Here is a 1,441-nt window from a genome sequence, read left to right on the forward strand (position 1 = left end):
GTTCAGCCCTGCCGGCGCGGCGACGGCCCTTAGGACCAAAGTCGGGTCCTTCACGCTTTTTCAACCATGATTGATGAAAATGCCTGTTATCCCGGCCGGACCGTGCTTCCCGCCGACAGCGTAGGGTCTGGTGCATGCGCGAGTTGCCGCAAAATCTGACGCCGCCGAACGGCGACGCAATCGAAACCGAAATTCAGCTCTCCCGCCGCGCCATGCTTTCCGGCGCCGGCGCCATGGCGCTGCTCGGCATGGCCGGCTGCAGCACCCAGACGCTCGAACTGCCGCAATTGCAGCTCGACGACGTCACCACCGGCTCGGTGCGGCCCATCCGCCCCGCCATCAGCGTCGACAAGAACATCACCGGTCCCGACGTCATGTACGCGTCGCTGAGCGATGGCGGCTTCGAGGTGCCGGCGGTGCCCTATATGAAGGTCAAGCCGGAGTTCCGCCGCCAGATCGTCGTCGACACGACCGGCGAGGCGCCCGGGACCATCGTCGTCCACCTGCAGGAGCGCATGCTCTACCTCGTGCAGCCTGGCGGCGAAGCCATCCGCTACGGCGTCGGCATCGGCAAGGACGGCTTCCGCTGGTCGGGCCGCGCCAACATCCAGTACGGCAAGGAATGGCCGGTCTGGACGCCGCCGCCGGAGATGATCCAGCGCAAGCCGGAACTGGTGAAATGGCAGGGCGGCCAGCCCGGCGGCCTCACCAACCCGCTCGGGGCGCGAGCGCTCTACATCTTCCAGAACGGCAAGGACACCGGCTACCGCATCCACGGCTCGCCGGAATGGTGGAGCATCGGCCAGGCGATGTCGTCGGGCTGCGTGCGCCTGATCAACCAGGACATCATCGACCTCTACAGCCGCGTGTCGAAGAAGAACCCGGTGGTCGTGGTCTGATCCCCGGCCGCTGCCGGCGGCCGTTTTGGCGACTTGTCCCAGTGCGGTCTTTTCTCCCGTTGCGTCATCCCGCAAGACAGGCGAAGGTGCCTCAAAACCATCGCCCGGGAGAGAAGCAAGCATGGCCGGAACTTTCGTCATCGCGCAGGGCGGCGGCCCGACCGCCGTCATCAACCAGACGGTCGTCGGCGCCGCGCTGGAGATCCGCAAGCGCCATCCCGGGGCCAGGGTGCTGGGCTCGATCCACGGCGTGCGCGGCATCCGCGACGGCAACTATGCCGACCTCTCCGCCATTCCGGAAGAGCAGCTCAGGCTGATCGCGGCAACGCCGAGTGCTGCGCTCGGCTCGACCCGCGACAAGCCCGACGCCGCCTATTGCGAGGTGATCCTCAACGGGCTGAAGAAGATCGGCGCCGACGCCTTCATCTATATCGGCGGCAATGACACGTCGGGCACGCAGCAGATCCTGACCGACGCCGCCGGCGGCTCGATCGCCTTCGTGCACGCGCCGAAGACCATCGACAACGACCTCGAGGAGAACG

2 protein-coding genes are annotated in these 1,441 nt (G+C 66.6%); both read left to right on the forward strand.

Annotated features, from left to right (window positions below; translation table 11 throughout):
* The first annotated feature begins 212 nt into the window (after positions 1 to 212).
* Entirely contained in the window at positions 213 to 899 is a 687-nt protein-coding gene (locus EN780_RS34195) for a L,D-transpeptidase (RefSeq protein WP_189556993.1), read from the forward strand.
* Between the two features lie 121 nt (positions 900 to 1,020).
* Positions 1,021 to 1,441, forward strand: a 421-nt coding sequence (locus EN780_RS34200) for a 6-phosphofructokinase (RefSeq protein WP_189556991.1), incomplete at its 3' end; no start/stop codon positions are given.

The sequence above is a fragment of the Mesorhizobium sp. M4B.F.Ca.ET.089.01.1.1 genome, from assembly GCF_004022605.1.
Classification (GTDB): Bacteria; Pseudomonadota; Alphaproteobacteria; order Rhizobiales; family Rhizobiaceae; genus Mesorhizobium; species Mesorhizobium abyssinicae.